The 15,772-nt window shown below is 60.1% G+C and carries 15 protein-coding genes and 5 pseudogenes; 7 read left to right on the top strand and 13 right to left on the bottom strand.

What is annotated here, in order from left to right:
• Positions 1-159, top strand: a pseudogene (locus ACZXDY_RS36830) (NADP-dependent oxidoreductase); the annotation flags it as partial.
• 23 nt (positions 160-182) lie between these two features.
• On the opposite strand, the pseudogene ACZXDY_RS36825 reads toward ACZXDY_RS36830, so the two are convergent.
• Positions 183-476, bottom strand: a pseudogene (locus tag ACZXDY_RS36825) (MFS transporter); the annotation flags it as partial.
• 126 nt (positions 477-602) lie between these two features.
• On the opposite strand from ACZXDY_RS36825, the gene ACZXDY_RS36820 reads away from it, so the two are divergent.
• Both ACZXDY_RS36820 and ACZXDY_RS36815 read left to right on the top strand, forming a co-directional pair.
• Positions 603-1,040: an AraC family ligand binding domain-containing protein gene (locus tag ACZXDY_RS36820; RefSeq protein ID WP_464348918.1), complete on the top strand. Its 438-nt coding sequence runs from the start codon at positions 603-605 to the stop codon at positions 1,038-1,040.
• Between the two features lie 84 nt (positions 1,041-1,124).
• Entirely contained in the window at positions 1,125-1,580 is a 456-nt protein-coding gene (locus ACZXDY_RS36815; RefSeq protein ID WP_464348917.1) for a helix-turn-helix domain-containing protein, read from the top strand.
• A gap of 195 nt (positions 1,581-1,775) precedes the next feature.
• Here the strand turns inward: ACZXDY_RS36815 and ACZXDY_RS36810 are convergent, their stop codons facing one another.
• The 5 genes and pseudogenes from ACZXDY_RS36810 to ACZXDY_RS36790 form a co-directional block, all read right to left on the bottom strand.
• The gene (locus ACZXDY_RS36810; RefSeq protein WP_463331188.1) at positions 1,776-2,015 is read right to left on the bottom strand and encodes a hypothetical protein; all 240 of its coding nucleotides are present in this window, start codon (positions 2,013-2,015) and stop codon (positions 1,776-1,778) included.
• Positions 2,012-3,660, bottom strand: a protein-coding gene (tnpC, locus tag ACZXDY_RS36805) for an IS66 family transposase (RefSeq protein ID WP_464348916.1) whose coding sequence is annotated in 2 segments (ribosomal slippage) — positions 2,012-2,448 and positions 2,448-3,660 — 1,650 coding nt in all. Because the reading frame shifts where the segments join, the coding sequence is not laid out codon by codon here. The genes ACZXDY_RS36810 and tnpC overlap by 4 nt, the downstream gene beginning before the upstream one ends.
• Positions 3,661-3,729: 69 nt before the next feature.
• Positions 3,730-4,077 carry an IS66 family insertion sequence element accessory protein TnpB gene (tnpB, locus tag ACZXDY_RS36800; RefSeq protein ID WP_464348915.1) on the bottom strand — a complete coding sequence of 116 codons (348 nt, stop codon included), beginning with the start codon at positions 4,075-4,077 and terminating at the stop codon, positions 3,730-3,732.
• On the bottom strand, positions 4,074-4,469 hold the full coding sequence (tnpA, locus tag ACZXDY_RS36795; RefSeq protein WP_464348914.1) for an IS66-like element accessory protein TnpA: 396 nt from the start codon (positions 4,467-4,469) through the stop codon (positions 4,074-4,076). The genes tnpB and tnpA overlap by 4 nt, the downstream gene beginning before the upstream one ends.
• A gap of 179 nt (positions 4,470-4,648) precedes the next feature.
• Positions 4,649-4,948 (bottom strand): annotated as a pseudogene (locus ACZXDY_RS36790) (transposase); the annotation flags it as partial.
• A gap of 152 nt (positions 4,949-5,100) precedes the next feature.
• Here ACZXDY_RS36790 and ACZXDY_RS36785 point away from each other — a divergent pair.
• On the top strand, positions 5,101-5,736 hold the full coding sequence (locus tag ACZXDY_RS36785) for a response regulator transcription factor (RefSeq protein WP_464348921.1): 636 nt from the start codon (positions 5,101-5,103) through the stop codon (positions 5,734-5,736).
• Between the two features lie 55 nt (positions 5,737-5,791).
• A pseudogene (locus ACZXDY_RS36780) lies at positions 5,792-6,200 on the top strand (transposase); the annotation flags it as partial.
• Here the strand turns inward: ACZXDY_RS36780 and ACZXDY_RS36775 are convergent.
• The 4 genes from ACZXDY_RS36775 to ACZXDY_RS36760 all read right to left on the bottom strand — a co-directional run bounded on the left by ACZXDY_RS36775 (position 6,185) and on the right by ACZXDY_RS36760 (position 12,779).
• A complete protein-coding gene (locus tag ACZXDY_RS36775) occupies positions 6,185-7,108 on the bottom strand; it encodes a hypothetical protein (protein ID WP_464348913.1) in 924 nt (307 codons plus the stop codon). The pseudogene ACZXDY_RS36780 and the gene ACZXDY_RS36775 overlap by 16 nt on opposite strands.
• Before the next feature lie 949 nt (positions 7,109-8,057).
• Entirely contained in the window at positions 8,058-8,234 is a 177-nt protein-coding gene (locus ACZXDY_RS36770) for a helix-turn-helix domain-containing protein (RefSeq protein ID WP_464348912.1), read from the bottom strand.
• A gap of 137 nt (positions 8,235-8,371) precedes the next feature.
• On the bottom strand, positions 8,372-11,602 hold the full coding sequence (locus ACZXDY_RS36765) for an efflux RND transporter permease subunit (RefSeq protein WP_464348911.1): 3,231 nt from the start codon (positions 11,600-11,602) through the stop codon (positions 8,372-8,374).
• Between the two features lie 10 nt (positions 11,603-11,612).
• On the bottom strand, positions 11,613-12,779 hold the full coding sequence (locus ACZXDY_RS36760) for an efflux RND transporter periplasmic adaptor subunit (protein ID WP_464348910.1): 1,167 nt from the start codon (positions 12,777-12,779) through the stop codon (positions 11,613-11,615).
• Positions 12,780-13,028: 249 nt separating this feature from the next.
• Between ACZXDY_RS36760 and ACZXDY_RS36755 the strand changes: the two are divergent.
• A pseudogene (locus ACZXDY_RS36755) lies at positions 13,029-13,154 on the top strand (ParB/Srx family N-terminal domain-containing protein); the annotation flags it as partial.
• On the opposite strand, the gene ACZXDY_RS36750 reads toward ACZXDY_RS36755, so the two are convergent.
• The 3 genes from ACZXDY_RS36750 to ACZXDY_RS36740 all read right to left on the bottom strand — a co-directional run bounded on the left by ACZXDY_RS36750 (position 13,099) and on the right by ACZXDY_RS36740 (position 14,626).
• Positions 13,099-13,494 (bottom strand): LysR family transcriptional regulator, encoded by a 396-nt coding sequence (locus tag ACZXDY_RS36750; RefSeq protein ID WP_464348909.1) that lies wholly within the window; start codon positions 13,492-13,494, stop codon positions 13,099-13,101. The pseudogene ACZXDY_RS36755 and the gene ACZXDY_RS36750 sit on opposite strands and share 56 nt — an antisense overlap.
• Positions 13,495-13,663: 169 nt before the next feature.
• Entirely contained in the window at positions 13,664-14,053 is a 390-nt protein-coding gene (locus ACZXDY_RS36745) for a DUF488 domain-containing protein (protein WP_464348920.1), read from the bottom strand.
• Between the two features lie 27 nt (positions 14,054-14,080).
• On the bottom strand, positions 14,081-14,626 hold the full coding sequence (locus ACZXDY_RS36740) for a carboxymuconolactone decarboxylase family protein (RefSeq protein WP_464348908.1): 546 nt from the start codon (positions 14,624-14,626) through the stop codon (positions 14,081-14,083).
• A 112-nt stretch (positions 14,627-14,738) separates the two neighbouring features.
• On the opposite strand from ACZXDY_RS36740, the gene ACZXDY_RS36735 reads away from it, so the two are divergent.
• Complete coding sequence (locus ACZXDY_RS36735) at positions 14,739-15,683, top strand: LysR family transcriptional regulator (RefSeq protein WP_464348907.1); 945 nt, start codon at positions 14,739-14,741, stop codon at positions 15,681-15,683.
• Positions 15,684-15,772 lie beyond the last annotated feature (89 nt).

Raw genomic sequence — 15,772 nt, 5'->3', positions numbered from 1 at the left:
TCCGAACTGCGTGTGGGAGATCAAGTTTATGGTGTTACGAATCCGCGGTTTATCGGGGCCTATGCCGAGTATGCTGTAGCTTCCGCAGGGATGGTTTCGAACCAGCCAGCCTCGCTAACCCACGTTGAAGCCGCCTCTGTTCCTGTCGTTGCCGTCACCACAGAAACCCCGGCCGCTCCAGCACCCTGAATCAAGCGCGCACTCACCAGCATCGGCAATGTTGGAGCGAAAGCGCAACCCAACGACGCGAGGACAAAAATAGCTAGACCGGTGGCATAAACGCGCTTTAGACCGCATGATTCGGCCAGACTTGCAACGGGCAACAAGCAGACCGTTGCCGAAAGCTGATAGGCATTCACGACCCAAACGGTCGCCGCGTCACTACTTGCGAATGAACGCGAGATATTCGGCAAGGCGATATTCACGATCGCGCTTCCGAGGGAACTTAGACCAAGTCCAAGCAAGATGCAGAGCATTGCCCAGCGGCGCTTCGACGCCGTTAAACATTCGACGCCGTCCATCAGGATGCAATCTCCGGCGCGAACTTTGGGCGGCCGACTTTGCGCATACTCTCAGTGGCGGATTCCGTAGATCTATACTTGATGTCGAGGGAACAGGTGAGTTGTGTTGGCCATAACTGCACACCGGTGACCGGTATTCTCTTCAACATTAGCTCTCTCGTTAGAACAGGTTGGGATGGACATAGACAACACGCTCTGGGGAACAGCACGCTCGACCAAGCCATCGCGCAATGGTACCAAGCCGTGGCAACGATGTGTGGCCAATCGACATATATGACGCGCCAAGCGCAGATGCCTTTGCCGTTCAGGATTCTTCGCAGGACGTTCCCCCGAGGTGAGGCCGTCGGATTGCACGCGCATGAAGAATCACAGGTGATCTTTGCTGCTACGGGAACGCTGCAGGTCTACACTGCATCTGGACGCTGGTTCGTCCCGCCCCAATTTGCGCTCTGGATGCCAGCCGGCATACCCCATCGGGTCGATATGCTTTCCGATACCGAATTACGGATGATCTACTGACACCCATCGGCTTTACAGAAGTGGGCGCCGAAAAGGCCGCTCGATTACATATTCGCCCTGGTGGTTACACCACTTCTACGGGAATTGATCCTCGCGGCCTTCAAGGTCGATATACCGTCCGAAAAAGCCGAGCTTGCCGTCCGATTGATTCTTCACGAGCTTACCGAGGCGCCCGACGTTCCGGTGTTTCTTCCAATGCCGACAAGCACAATCGGAAGACGCGTCGCTGATCTGGCTTTAGCGGATTCGCAGATGCACCTCGGCGTAAGTGACCTTGCTCGTCGCGCGGCAACGTCGATTCGCACAATCAGCCGCATGTTCCCGGTAGAAACGGGATTGACCTTCAAGGCCTTGCGGCAAAGAGCAAGAATAGCGCTCGCAATCGATCAACTCTCGTCGGGGCGCGCAATCTCGCAGGTTGCAGCAGATATAGGCTTCGGCAGCACCGCAGCGTTCTCGTTTGCCTTCCGACAGGTAACGAAAATGACACCGACCGCCTTTCTTCATAATCACCCGATTCTGGTTGTCCCGACGACATGAGGAAGCGGTAGAGCGCCTTAGGTGGTTGTAGTGTAGACGTAGCGCCCATCCTCATCGTCCCTGGCCCGCCGGCTGCCGATACTCGAACTGGTTCTCCAGCCAATCACACGCGAGGGAATAGAACGTCTCCTCAGCGGTCAAATTGACGGGCGTTTCTCGACGGATCCAAGTATCCGTTCGGCGTAGGCCGCAGTTTCACCGCCTGAGCAGTTCAGGGTTTTCTTTGTAAAACTTGATGAGCTCGATCAGGTTGTCGATGCCGAAGTCGGTGAACGCCTGGACGCCGTCTTCTCCGACGCCATAGACCCAGATGACGCCATCCTCGATCTCCATCTCGTTGGCGATGTCCCACAGCCAATCTTCATCTTCGCCGAGGTCTTTGGCTAACTTGGTGAGGGTGGTGACGTGATGGACCTTGTTGACGTGCGTGGTCATGCTGCTTGAGCGGAGAGTGTTGATGCCGGCGTCCAATTCCAGGGCAGAAGCTCGTCCAGGCGATGAGCCGGGTGGGCGGCGATGCGAGCAAGCACATCGGACAGCCACACCTGCGGGTCGATGCCGTTCATTTTTGCCGTGACGATCAGGCTGTACATGGCCGCCGCACGCCGTCCGCCGCGGTCGGAGCCGCAGAACAGCCAAGCCTTTCGGCCAAGAGCAATGCCCCTCAGCCCTCGCTCGGCGGCATTGTTGGAGAGGCACACGCGCCCGTCCTCGAGGAACAAGGTGAAGCTCGTCCATCGCTTCAGGATATAGTTGAACGCCTTGGCCAGGTCGTGCCCACGGGAGAGCTTGGCGAGTTGTTCCCGCATGTAGACCTGAAGATCATCGACCAAAGGACGGCTCCGCGTCTGCCGCACCTGAAGGCGCTCCTCGGACTCTTGCCATTGATGGAGCGCTCGATCTCGAACAGTGCATCGATCCTCCGCACGACCTCGATCGCGATCGGAGAGAGCGGGATTTCCTTCTTGCCGGTGGCCTTGCGCCGGGCATTCTCTTCGATGTCGGCCATAGCAAAGAACGGGCGCCGTCCATGCGACCAGCAGGCAGCCTCCCGGATTGGGCCTGGCTGGCGTCCCGCCAAATAGAGCTGGTTATACCCGTCATAGGCGTCGGCCTGCAGGATGCGGGCATAGCCCGCCAGATGCCCCTGCGGATGCTCGCCCTTGCGGTCGCGTGAGTAATAGAACATCGCCGCCGGCGGGTCCGTGCCTCCAAACGGCCGGTCGTCCCGGACGTAGATCCAGCATCGTCCCGTATCAGTCTTGCCCTTGGCCAGCACCGGCACGGTCGTATCATCGGCATGCAGGCGCTCGGCCCGCATGACATAGGCTTCCAGCAGGCGCAGCAGGGGATCCAACGAGGCACAGACCGCGCCAACGGCATCGGCCATGGTCGACAGTGCGATCGGCACGCCTTCCAGCACGTAGCGCTCGGCCTGGCGGTTCAAGGGCTGATGCTGACCGAACTTCTCGAACATGATCATGGCCAACAGGCTCGGGCCAGCCCATCCCCGCGGGACGGCATGGAACGGTGCCGGCGCCTGGCTGATCTTCTCGCAGTCCCGACAGGAGAACTTCTCCCGGACCGTCTCGATTACCTTCCATTGGCGCGGCACCACTTCCAGCGTCCGCGTGACGTCTTCGCCGAGCTTGCGCAGACGATTGCTGCCGCAGCATTCACAAGCTGCCGGCGGATCAATCAACACCCGTTCCCGTGGCAGATGCTCGGGGAAGGTCTGACGCTCGGGGCGCTTACGTGTAAATCCGCGCACCGTCGTCATCTTGGCCACGGCCCGTTCGGCCGCAAGCTCGTCCTCGGTGGCGTTTGCTTCCAGCTCTTCGAACGTTAGTGCCAGCTGCTCGATCAGGCGCGAAGAACGCTCCGACCGTTGGCCATAGATCTGATGCTTTAGCTTGGCGATCTGCAGCTTCTGCTGTGCGATCAGCGCCTCGTCTTCCGACGCTTTCGCACGGGCGACAGCGAGCTCGGCAGCGACCTCCAAACCCTTCGCGCGCTCGGCTGCCAGCGCCGCCTTCAGGGCGGCAACGTCATCCGGAGCAGCATGGCCATCTGCATTCATGCGACGCAGTGAATCACAGATTGGAAGCGCTGGGACTCCCCAAAATGCAAGAAGCTACAGATTCTGCGCTCAGCCCGCGCTCTGCGGCCGCCAGCTCAGTTGGGGATTCCGCCAGTCGATGCCTTCGAGCATGTAAGCCATTTGCGCCGCCGAGATCGATATCGCGCCGTCCGACGCCGAGGGCCAGATGAACTTGCCGCGATCCAGGCGCTTTGCGTAAAGCGACATGCCCAACCCGTCATGCCACAGAATCTTGACCAGGTCGCCTCTGCGACCCCGGAAGATGTAGAGATCGCCACCATGAGGATCGCGCTTCAGGCTTTCCTGAACCGTAAGAGCCAGGCTTCGCATGCCGCGGCGCATGTCGGTGTGGCCGGTGGCGATCCAGACCCTGACGCCGCTTGGTATCGGGATCATCGCCGCCGCAGAAGCTCAAGAACCCGCTGCAGCGCCTCACCGTCGACGTCGCGATCAACGCGAACACGACAGCCGCCGCTAAGCTCGATTTCGATGATTCCAGCTCTGGCGCGTGGCGCAGGAGGCGAAGACGCTAGTTGCGACGTGCTGATCGATGCCGGTGCCGGCCCAGGTGTGATCTCGACAGGAACCAGAGCTGGCACCGCATCACCGCCCAGGCGGCCCTGGCGCGCCTGCCGACGCCATGTGAACAGCAGGCTATGGGCCACCCCATGCCGGCGCGCGACGCCGCAGACGGTCTCGCCGGCCTGCAAGGTCTCCTCGACAAGGCGGACCTTCTCGTCGTAACTCCATCGCCGCCGACGCTCGGCGCCCAACACATTGACCTGCATTCGCCACGTGACCTTAAAGCTAGACCTAAGGTCAATCCTCACGCCACCTCTCAAACTATGCAAGGCGGTCGCCGCCGGAGGGATACGGATCCAATAGCCGGAAACACCAAGATCGCCACCGTCGAAATGTTCCGTGAGCGACTGTTACTGGCGATGGCGCATGGACACGCCTGGGCGAGCCAGACCGCATCGTCGACACCGATTCCGACGAACCAGCGGAACAGCAGGTCGTCTTCCAGCCGCTCCATCAAAAGCCGCTCCGAGGGGATCGAGTAAAACGCCTGCAACAGCATCGTCCGCAGCAGCTTCTCCGGCGGGATCGACGGCCGCCCGATCGGCGAATCAAACTCGCGCTCCAGCGCCGACAGCGCCTCGTTCACGATCGTCCGGATCCCTCGCAGCAGATGGTCACGCCGCACCCGCGCCTCCAGATCGACGTAGCTGAACAGCTCGCCCGTTCGATTGTCGCCGCCGCGCACGCACCATCTCCGAATCTCGTCGGAGCCAATGAATCACGGTCGCTGGTCGGCGGCGAGCACCTTTTTCAACAGCCTGCTAGAAATGCGCGGTGTTGTCGGACCTGAAAACCAAGATGCGGGTTGATTTTCGCGATTTCTTCCGAGTGGAAGCGATGTCTGACGCAACCTCCACCGTGTTGGTCATCGACGACAATACCGATCTCCGCGCGTCGGTCGGGCGCCTGCTGCGATCGCTCGGCATTAACATTCAGTTATTTGCCTCCATTTCCGACTTTCTCAAATCCGATCCACCGGATTGCCCCACCTGCCTGGTGCTCGATATCAGATTGCCCGGCCAAAGTGGCCTCGATTTCCAGCGCGAGCTAGCTGCGGCAAACAGGCAGATACCGATCATCTTCGTCACGGGTCACGGCGACATACCGATGTCCGTGCAGGCAATGAAGCGGGGTGCGATCGAGTTCCTGACCAAGCCGTTCCGCGACCAGGATCTTCTCGATGCCATTCAGCTTGGCTTGGCCCGCGATCGTGCGCGGCGGGAGAATGACAAGGCCTTGGTCTCCCTTAGGCAGCGTTTCGCCTCCCTGAGCCCGCGGGAACGCGAGATCGTAATTCAGGTGGCGCGCGGCCGCCTGAGCAAACAGATTGCCCACGATATCGGCATCGCCGAAGCCACGGTGAACGTGCATCGCAGCAGGGCGATGCAGAAGATGCAGGCCGGCTCGCTTCCAGAACTCGGCCGGATGGCTGACAAGCTCAAGCTGGTGCCTGACATGCCGCAACGCTCTTAAGGTGTGCGTTTTTGCGCGATGTGTTATTCGCGGGCCGGATGAGTTAAGCGGTCGCGCAATCTCGGCAGTGATCGCAAAGGGAGGCTTTTGGTATTGCTCCTATCAAGGTGGGCTGACGGCGAAGCTGTTCGTCCGCCTGCTGCGGAAGATGATGCGGAACCGTGTGAAGCCAGTCCATCTGGTGGTCGACGGGCTCCCGACTCACAAGACAAGGCCGGTGAAACACTATGTGCTATCGACCGAGGGGCGGCTGACGCTGCACTTCGTGCCGGGATACGCGCCGGAGTTGAACCGAGACGAGCTCGTGCGGAGCCATATGAAGCGCACTGGCGCGGCCAGGACGCCGCTGCGCAAGGGTGAGCGGTTGCAGGACAAGATCGAGGCGCGGTTGGCTCGTCTCAAAGGCTGCGCTCCGGCTCATCCAGTCCTTCTTCGCGCCGAGTGCCGCCTATCTTACCGGCTGATGAGTAATAAAGCTGTATGCTCTGGTGGACGCGATGAGCGCGGCGGCGCCCAAGAACACCGAGATCGGATACCAAAAGGTGGGATGGACGATGACGAACGGTATCAAACCAACGGCGAGGGCAGGCGGCATATGGACTTTAAACATCCGTAAAATAGCAATCGAGCAAAGCATGGTAACCGTCACGCCCAAAAATTCCGTGTGAAAGCCCGTGCTCAAGCCGACGGTCGCGGTCAGGAAACATACGAGAGGAACAATACCGGCCGTGACATCCAGCCAGGAAGGTCCGAATAATTCATAGGCTACGACGATCAGCGGAGGGAATAACAGGAAGCGCAATCCCGTTGCTTGAGCCACCACTCCCAGCGCGAGGACGAATGCCGTCAGTGCGAAGATCCAGAACCGATCTCTCGGCGGAGTTTCAGCGGTTTCAATAATCCGGCTCTCCTTGCTCCCCTCAGATAGGTAACGATGGGGATCAAGGCGCTTCCAGAGCGTCAACGCAATGGCGAGTACAGCGAGTCCCGCAAGAATGGCGGCGGGGTAACCCCAACTCATCACGCCGAGGGCCATTGGAAGCACACCGGCGGAGATCGCTGCTCCGATGTTCGATCGGAGCAATTTAATAGCAAATAGGCTCAGGAGGGCAACAACAGTTACCGCGAGGGCGCTGTATTCCCAGTGGCGGGTAATCATCACCCCTAGGATCGCGGTGATCGTAGGGGTAGCAATTAGTCTGATTGGTTGGCTTGCCCATTTTCCGCGGGGGCGCGTGAATACATCATACGCTAAAGCGGCAATCTCAGGAAACAGGATAAGAGATATGCCCGTGGTGTCGGCCACAAGGCCAATTCCTCCCACGAAGGCAACCGCAAGAAATTCGGCAAATAATCTCGTTGTGTATTTCATAATAGTCTAGCGGCACTCGTTTCTGACTCCCCTGACGAGTACATTTCCATTATTCGCAATCTTAGGAGTAGGAGGTTTCAAATGCCTTCGTGGATTTCAGGCGATGATGATGCGCACTGCCAACACGGCAGCCAAGAAACTCGGTCGAGCGGACGCACACAGAGCTGTGCTCAACGTGCCAGTAAATCATGACGTTGCGTCCGCCGTAGCCTTCATGGGGTGCGGCAGCGCCCGGGAAGTCGCCCGACGGCTCGGTGCGCGAGCCATTCGCGTTCTGCCCAGGCGAGCCCAAGCGAAGTCAGCTGGAACTCCTTGTGGAAGTCGTGCCATTGGCAAACACGCCTGTCTTGTAGGCCTCGTAAGCACAGCGCTCCGTGTACACGTTCCGGTACTCAGGAAAGTTGGCGCGGTCATCGTTGCCTTCGTCCACCAGCTGTGTGTGGTAGCTCGTCATCTTCCGTATTCCTTTGCGGACGAGACGAAAATAGGAAGGCGAAACTCGATGGTCTAATAATCGTCGGTTATTGAATCGATGCCATCGACCCGGCGCGCGAAAATCGACGGAGCGGTACAAACATAGGCTTCTCACGTCGAAAGGGAGCGTTAGTGGATGGAGAGTGCTGATTTCGAGGCAGCACTAGCAGCACATCCTGATCGCTATAGCGCGGCGCCGATCTCGTCCTTCCAGAGTCGCGAATGCGACGGCTGATTCTTGGCCGCCAATTGCTATCGCGGCTTTTCGGAAACTGCCATATTCCTTTGCGGACGAGACGAAAATAGGAAGGCGAAACTCGATGGTCTAATAATCGTCGGTTATTGAATCGATGCCATCGACCCGGCGCGCGAAAATCGACGGAGCGGTACAAACATAGGCTTCTCACGTCGAAAGGGAGCGTTAGTGGATGGAGAGTGCTGATTTCGAGGCAGCACTAGCAGCACATCCTGATCGCTATAGCGCGGCGCCGATCTCGTCTTCCAGGTCGCGAACGCGACGGCTGATGGCCGATTCTTGAACGCCAATTGCTATAGCGGCCTTTCGGAAACGGCCATTGTCGGCCGCCGCGATGACATAGCGCAGGTGGCGCAACCCAAAGGCCTGCAGTTTATCGCGCCGCCGCTCGGCCATCTCGCTAACTTCCCTCAAGGGCTCCTTCGCGACCTTTGAAATCTCGGGAGGGCGATAGTCCGGGCCGACCGCACAACGGGCTCCCAGCGCCAATCCGCTAGCCAGAAGCACCGGTGTAGCGAACGCCCGTATAGCCATCATGCTGCGTCTACTGTCGGCGCGGTGGGAGCAGTCGGCTTTGTCTCTGGTGAGCCAGCGGCGACACGTCCGCCAAGCCGTGCGCGCAGTCGCTTCACCCGCGCGCTAATCCAATCGGCCATGAGGCGATTGATGACGTAGAAGCTCGGCGTGAAAATCAGCCCGAAGAAGGTCACGCCGATCATCCCGAAGAACACGGCGACGCCGAGCGCCTTGCGCATCTCCGATCCGGCGCCGTGGGCGATAATGAGTGGAAGCACGCCCAGGATGAACGCGATCGACGTCATCAGGATCGGACGAAGGCGCTGGTGCGCCGCTCGGATCGCAGCTTCCCGATGGGTCAGGCCTTCGGCTTCTCCTTGCCTCGCGAACTCGACGATTAGAATCGCGTTCTTCGCTGCGAGACCAATCAGCACCACGAGGCCGATTTGCGTGAGGATGTTGTTGTCCATTCCGAGCAAGTTGATCCCCAGAATGGCGGCGAGGAGGCACATTGGAACGATGAGGATCACTGCCAGCGGCAGTACAACGCTCTCATACTGAGCAGCCAGAAGCAGGAAGACGAACAGCACGGCCAGCCCAAAGACGTAGATGCCGGTATTGCCAGCTTGCTTCTGCTGGTAGGAGAGCTCGGTCCACTCGATGCCCATGCCCTTCGGCAGAACGCGCGCGGCGATCTCCTCCATCGCTTGCAGCGCTTGGCCGGACGAATAGCCTGGGGCAGCCCCGCCCTGTATCTCCGCGGACGGGAACATGTTGTAGCGCACGACGCGATACGGGCCGGATTGCTTTTGAACATCCGCGATCGCGCCCAGCGGGACCATCTTCCCGCTTGCCGAGCGCGCGCGGAGTTGAACGATGTCAGCGGCCGATTGCCGGTACGACGAGTCCGCCTGGGCGATCACCTGCCAGGTGCGGCCGAGGTAATTGAAATCGTTGATGTACGTCGACCCCAGATAGGTGCCGAGGGTCGAGAATACGCGATCCACGGGCACGCCGAGCTGCTCCGCCTTCTCGCGATCGATCGAGACGTGGAGACGTGGCGTCCCGGTGTTGTAGGTCGTAAAAACTCGCTGCAGCGCAGGATTCTTGTTCGCTTCGGCGATCACATCCTGCGCGGCTTGCTCAAGGGCTGCATAGCCCAGGCCGGTGCGATCCTCCACTTCCATCTTGAATCCGCCGGCAGTGCCGATGCTTCGGACCGGTGGTGGCGAGATCACCAGTACGTTGGCGCCAGTTATATTCGAAAAGGCCTTGCGAAGCTTGTCCGCGACCTCGTCGATCGTCGCCTTGCGTTTGGACTGCGGTTTGAGGTGAACGGGAATGAGGGCCGTGTTCGAGGCGTTGGAGTAGGTCGCGCCATCAAATCCGGCAAAGGTCAATGAGTGATCGACCTCGGGAACTGTTGCGGCCGCAGCTTGGACCTGTTTTGAGATTTGCGTCGTCCGTTCGAGCGACGAGCCAGGAGGCAGTTGGAGCACGTTGAGCAGCAGGTCCTGGTCCTGCGATGGAATGAAGCCTTGCGGCGTGACGTAGAAGCGCCACCCCGTCGTGAATATGAGCACGCCATAGATGACCGTGAGGATCACGAGGCGCCGGACAAGCTTGCCGGTGAGGCGGCCGTAGTGAACAGACATCCGGTCAAACAGGTGATTGAACCAGCGGGCAAATCGGCCTGGAAAGCCGAGAATGCCGGGTTTGGCCTCCGATCGCTGGTCGGCAGGTTTGAGCAGCAACGCGGCTATTGCCGGCGACAGCGTCAGCGATATGAACGCCGACACCGCCGTCGCAGAAACGATCGTCAACGCGAACTGCTTGTAGAACTCGCCGGAGAAGCCCGGGATGAAGGCTGTCGGCAGGAACACGCCGCAGAGCACGAGGGCGATGGCCAGGAGCGCGCCTGACACTTCGCTCATCGTCTTGTGGGCCGCCTCCTTCGGCGAGAGATTTTCCTCGACGATCAGCCGCTCGATGTTCTCGACCACGACGATCGCGTCATCCACGACGATGCCGATCGCCAACACCATTCCGAAAAGCGACAGGCTATTCAGCGAGAAGCCGAACGCGGCCATCGTGGCGAAACCTCCGGTCAGGGAGATCGGGATGGCGATCAACGGCACGACTGCTGCTCTCCAGCTTTGCAGGAAGAGCAGGACGATCGATGAGACGAGCAACAGCGCGACCAGAAGTGTTTCCTTCACGTCCCGGATGGAGTCTGACACGAAGTCGAGCGGATGGTGGGCGACGGAATAAGCCATGCCCGGCGGGAAGTCCTTCGACAGCTCGGCAACGAGGGCCTTGGCTCGTTCCTCGGTCGCAAGCGCGTTGGTTCCGGGTTGTTGTTTAAGGACCAGGCCGATTGCATTGCGGTCGTTCAGGAAGGCATTGGTCGAATAGTCCTGAGCGCCCAGCTCGACTCTCGCGACGTCGCGCAACCGGGTTAGTCCGCCGCCAGCGCGCCGCTTGACAACGATATTGCCGAATTGTTCCGGGGTGGCGAGGCGCCCTTCGGTATCCACGCCAAGCTGATAAGCATTGCCCTTTATGCCAAACGGCGGCTGGCCGATAATGCCGGCTGCGACCTGGGCATTCTGGGCGCGAATGGCGGCGATGATCTCGTCGACTGTCAAATTCCGCGCTGCCGCCTGATCTGGGTCGATCCAGACACGCATCGCGTACTCGCGCCCGCCGAAGCGCACCGTATCGCCCACGCCGGGAATTCGCTTGATGCGATCGTTGATCTGCAGGGTCACATAGTTCGAGATGAAGTCGGTATCGAGCGAGTTGTCGGGAGAGTAGAAGGCGAAGCCCACGAGATCTTCGGCCGAGACCTTACGGACAGTCACGCCGATCTGCCTAGTCTCCTCGGGCAATCGCGGAAGCGCCTCGTCGACCCGGTTCTGGACGAGAACCTGTGCTTCATTGATATCCGTGCCGAGTGCGAACGTGATGGTGATCGCCACCGAGCCTTCCCCGACCGAGGAGCTCGACATGTAGAGCATGTGCTCGACGCCGTTGATTTGTTGTTCGAGAGGAACGGATACGGTCGACGCCATCGTCTCTGCGGTCGCACCGGGAAACCGCGCGGTGACGACGACCGTCGGCGGCGCGACCTCCGGATACTGACCGACCGGCAGGGATGGGTAGGCGACAAGACCGGCAACGGTGATCAGGACCGCGAGCACGGCGGCAAAGATCGGCCGTTCGATGAAGAAGTGCGGAAAGCGCATCGGTCGCTCCTCAGTGCTCGTCGGAGGCGGTCGCGGTGGATGGCTCCGGCGCGGCGACCGGCGGCGCCGCCGGGCTCGCGTCCGCATTGCGCGGCTCGATCGCCGTGCGGTGCGGGACGACTTTCATCCCCGGTTTGAGCTGGGTGATATGGTCGAGGATAACGAGATCGGTGGAAGCAAGTCCGTCTTTTACCGCCCGCAGCCCAAGAGCCTCCGGTCCCAGCTCGACCGTCCGCTTCGTGACGGTGCCGTCACGTGCGAGAACGAGAACCGCCTTCAGCGACTGTTTGGTGATGATCGCTTCGTCGGGTACGAGCATGGCGCGATAACTGCCCGACCCGAGAAGGCGCGCCCGGCCGAACATTCCAGGGGTCAGAAAATGATCGTGATTGTCGACGACGGCGTGAGCGTGGATCGTTCCCGAATCAATATCGATGGCGTTGTCGACGAACACCATCTTCCCGCGATGTGAGAAGCTGGTTTCGTCGGACAGCCTGATATCGATCGGATTTTCGAAGTCTCTCGAGGATTGGCGTTGGCCCTGCTGCGCCTGCCGAAGATATTTCAGATAGAAGCTCTCGGCGCCGTCGAAAACGAACCAGATCGGGTCGAGCGACACGACCGTCGTGAGCAGGGTAGTCCCCGCCTGGACATGGTCCCCGATCGAGACGCGACGGCTCGAAACGCGCCCGGAGATAGGGGCCCGGACGGTGGTCCAACCGTAGTTCAGCTCGGCAGTTTCCAATGCCGCCTGCGCGGAATGAAGTGCGGCGGTCGCCGTACGGAGCCGCGTCTGATCGGTCTCCAGCTTCTCCTTGCTGACCGTATTCTTCGCTTCGAGGATCGCCGATCGAGCCTCGATCAATATTGCGTTCTCGCGCGTCGCCTCAGCGCTCTCCACCGCCGCCCGGGCCTGATCGAGCTCGGCCTTGTAGGGCTGCGGATCGAGGACGAAGAGCGGCTGGCCCTCCCGGACATCTTGGCCGTCGCGGAACAGGACCTGCGTGACCTGCCCGGTCACCCGCGCGCGAAGCTCGACCGACTGCGGCGCCTCGAAATGGCCGATATATTCGTCCCAATCGACGACGTTCTTCAAAAGAGGATTGGCGACGGAGACCGCAGGCGGTAGCGGAGCTGGCGGCGTCTCGCGCGAGCAGGCATTGAGGAGGACCAACATAGCGACGGCAGCCGGAATACGAAACACGATCACCCCCTGTTTGCGGGCGCTTCGATCACGCCACCACCAAAGCTTACGGTCGGTGATTCAAAGTTCGAGACTGGATCAGCTCAATAAGATGCCCAAAAGGATCACTGGCACTTCTAGGTCTCGGACCACGACCGATTGCTCGCCATTGAGCTCGAGTCAGCGAGATTCCCCCGGTGAGGATGGCGTGCCGGCAAACCCCCGAGCGCACTAGATCAGAAAATCACCCTGTCGTCCTCGCGCGACATTCCCTTCAACAAGCCGGTGCTGAGCCAGTCCAACCTTCGGCGCGTCAAGGCCGGCATCTCCATCGAAGACCTGCCGGCCTCAGAAAGGCGATGTCTAATCGGAACTGCCGGATCGCTGCGACATGCTCTGCGGGATTGCCGTCCACGATATCGAGATGGACGCCCCCATGCTCTTGGGCGAAGCGCCGCAGCAGATCCGGGAGAAAACCGGACGCTAGCGACGAGAAGATGCCTATGCGGAGATGACCTTCCTTGGCGCGGCCCACCGCATCCACAATCTCGGCGCCTTCGTTGACGTAGCGAAGGACCTTCCGGGCTCTCGACAACAACCGCTGCCCCGCTACCGTCAGGCACACACCCCCACTATGACGGTGGAACAACGCCGACCCGAGCCCGTCTTCCATGTCACGAATCCGGCGACTGATCGTAGACTCCTGCACACCAACGCCGCACCCGCCTTTCGAAAGCTTCCGTTGTCGGAAGCGGCAACGAAATAAGGCAGATGTCGAAAGTTCATACTTGCACCTGGAGATCGTCCGGGCAGACTCCTTCGGTCAGACGCGATGTCCTTCGCAGCATTGACAGCTATCTGAGTGAGCTTCCTATGTGTTACGGTGACGCCGACCGGGTCACCGTGAGAAAGTCCGCGATCGCAACTGCATTGTTGCGTTCAGCATCGTGAGCACCGAATACCAGCGTGACTTTGCCGGCCGAAACGAGATTCCTCATCTGTTCGACCGCAGCGCGGTTAGCTCGAAGTTCGTCGAAATATCGTTCACGAAACTCGTGCCATCGTTGCGGATCATGGCTAAACCAGGTCCTGAGGCTGGTGCTCGGAGCGATATCCTTTAGCCACACGTGGACGGCGGCACGCTCCTTCGTGAGCCCCTGCGGCCAAATGCGGTCGAAGAGCACCCTCACGCCATCAGATGCCTCGGGAGGCTCGTAGACGCGCTTGACGCTGGGCCGCGAGAACCGTCGAGGTGTTGAATTCTCCAGCTCTGGTTGCTTCAGCGGGGATCTCTTTCAGGCTGCTCCGGCAGGGCTGACCTCTGGAAAATCAATTGGAGCCTGCACCGCGTTGTTCATGAAGCTGGTCAGCAGGAACTGGGCTGTCAACGCTATCATCTCGACGATGTTTGCGTCAGTCCACCCAACGTTCTTGACCGCCGCGAATTGAGCATCGGAGACTTTACCGCGTGTTTCGATGAGGGCTTTCGCGAAGGCCACCGCAGCATGACGCTTCGGATCACTTGACTGGCCTTGCCGATTCAGCGCGATCTCCTCTGGCGGAATCTTCGCCAACTTCGCCGAGACGTAGCTGTGCGCGGCAAGGCAGTAGTTGCAACCGTTAGCCTCGGAAACCGCCAGCGCCATCCCCTCGCGCGTCTTCAGGTCCAGAGTCTTTGACACCGGCCCCATCAGGCCCGCCCAACCGCCAAGGGCGTTCGGACTGATGGACATGAGACGGTAGTGGTTAGGCAGAAAGCCGAGCATCTTATTGACGTTGTCGAGAATTGCCTGCGACTCGGCGGGCGACTCGCCTGGCGCCGGGATGGCGATGCGGGACATATTCCTCTCCGTTGAACTAGCCGGTTCGGACTTGAAGCGCTTGAATAAACCCTATCGAAAGCCGACATAATCTGGGAATTGTGAGAAATAACCTCTCGAAATGTGAGAGAAGATGGATTGCCTTGAAGCAATGCCGATTTTGGTAGCCTCAGCCGAAGCCGGCAGTTTCTCCGCGGCCGGTCGGCGGCTCGGTGTCCCCCTGCCAACTGTCAGCCGGAAGGTCGCCGAGCTGGAGGCTCATCTCAACACTCAGCTGCTGGTCCGCTCGACGCGTAAACTCGCATTGACTGAGGCGGGTCTCGCCTACGTCGCGACCTGCAAGCGCATCCTGGAACAAGTTGAGGAGGCGGAAACCCAGGCCACTGGGGAGTACACGGTCCCGCGCGGCACGCTCACGATGACAGCGCCGATTGTATTCGGACGCCTTCACGTCGTGCCCGTCGTGAACGACTTCCTTGCTCGCTTTACACAGATCACCGTGCACCTCACGCTCTCCGACCACATGATCAACATGGTCGACGAGCACATCGACGTGGCTGTTCGTGTCGGCGACCTCCCGGACAGCACCTTGATCGCCACGAAGGTCGGCGAGATCAGGCGCGTGGTTTGCGGCAGTCCTGACTATCTTGCCGCCCACGGCGTCCCGAAAACGCCTGAGGAGCTGGCCGACCACATGTGCGTGACCTTTTCTGCCCTAGCGTCGGGGCTGGCGTGGATCTTCAGCCCAAGCGGAAAACCGACCAGGAGCGTGCGTCCCTACTGCCGGCTGAAGATCAACACGGCCGAGTCCGCAATCGACGCGGCGATCGCCGGCGTCGGCGTCACAAACGTGTTCTCTTACCAGGTCGCACGCGCTGTGGCCGAGGGAAAGCTCCAACTCATTCTGCAAGACTACGAGCCTGACCCAATCCCGGTGCATCTCGTACACACGGGTCAGACGCTCCTGCCCCTCAAGCTCAGGCGGTTCGCGGAATTCGCCACGCCTCGGTTGCGCAAGTCGCTATCAGCTGATTTGGCAAGGCTCTCGGCGCAACGACGAGCCGTGGAGACACCTTGATCGTCTTGGCGTGGGCGCTGTCGTAACTGCCGTACCGCCCGATGCCTAGGTCAGGATCGGGCGGCTATAGCCGTTGGCGCACAACCATT

This window comes from Bradyrhizobium sp. LeoB3, assembly GCF_055456055.1.
Note: the sequence above shows the minus strand (reverse complement) of the source record. Positions and strands in the feature narration are given on the sequence as shown.